Origin of the sequence: Aminobacter ciceronei (genome assembly GCF_014138625.1) — a bacterium.
GTDB classification, from domain to species: domain Bacteria; phylum Pseudomonadota; class Alphaproteobacteria; order Rhizobiales; family Rhizobiaceae; genus Aminobacter; species Aminobacter ciceronei.
On record NZ_JACJHY010000094.1, the window covers coordinates 1 to 1,153 of the forward strand.

The 1,153-nt window shown below is 56.7% G+C and carries 1 protein-coding gene; it reads left to right on the top strand.

What is annotated here, in order from left to right; genetic code table 11:
* Positions 1–331 precede the first annotated feature (331 nt).
* Positions 332–1,153 (top strand): tyrosine-type recombinase/integrase (locus HNQ95_RS33330; protein WP_182576256.1); only part of this gene is annotated, 822 nt, incomplete at its 3' end.

Below are 1,153 nucleotides of genomic sequence, written 5' to 3' on the forward strand. Positions count from 1 at the left end.
CAGAGGACCCTGCAGACCATCGACAACCCGTTCGGCACGAGGTTGTCACCCATGTCTTAGGTACAAACTGTTACCTATGTCTTCGGGCTGTACAGAAATAAGCTGGCGCACCCGACAGGATTCGAACCTGTGACCTCTGCCTTCGGAGGAAATTTTTGCTGCTTTCCTTTACGTTTCTCTTTCTACGCCATAGCCCTCTATCCATATGATTCCACACATTTATTTTGACCTCGGCACTGAAATTTGTAGGCTACTGCAGGTCGAGATTTTCTCCCGCCTGCTTCCGTGGTGCTTCCGCAGAAGCAGGCGAGAGGTGCAGGAAGGGGAACTCATGGCCAGACTGACAAAGCGCATTGTCGATGCTGCCGAAGTCCGCGATGCAGACCATTTTATATGGGATGACGAATTGCCAGGGTTCGGACTACGCATGTTTCGGTCCGGAAAACGAAGCTACCTCGTCCAGTACCGCGCAGCCGGCCGTACCCGCCGCTATACGATCGGGCTTCACGGCGTGTGGACACCCGAAACCGCCCGTCGTGAAGCGCGCATACTTCTCGGAAGAATCGCCCAAGGCGAAAACCCGTCCGAGGAACGGCGCCTGGATCACCAGGCGATTACCGTCAAAGAACTTTGTGAGCGATATCTTGAAGATGCTGACAAGGGCTTGATCCTGGGCAAGGGACGTCGACCGAAAAAGGTATCGACGTTGACGATCGACAAGAGCCGGATCCGCCGTCACATCATCCCGCTTCTGGGCACCCGTCGCGTGAAGGACATCGCTTCAACCGACATCAACCGCTTCGTCCGGGACGTCACGGCCGGACGGACCAAGGCCAATGTGAAGACTAAGGCGCGAGGTCGCGCAATTGTTCGTGGTGGGGCCGGAACAGCCGCTCGTGCGGTAGGGTTGCTCGGTGGCATTTTCACCTACGCGATAGGGCAGGGGATCATCGAGAAAAACCCAGCCCACGGCATTCGGAAGCAAGCAGATCGCGTCAAGGATCGCCGTCTGACAGAGCAAGAGTATCGGGAGTTCGGAGCGATCCTACGGAAAGCTTCGAAGAACGATGCCTTAGGCATCGCGGTCGCTGTCGCCCGTTTCCTGGCTCTCACGGGCTGTCGAAGAAGCGAGGCAGTGAGCCTGAAGTGGACC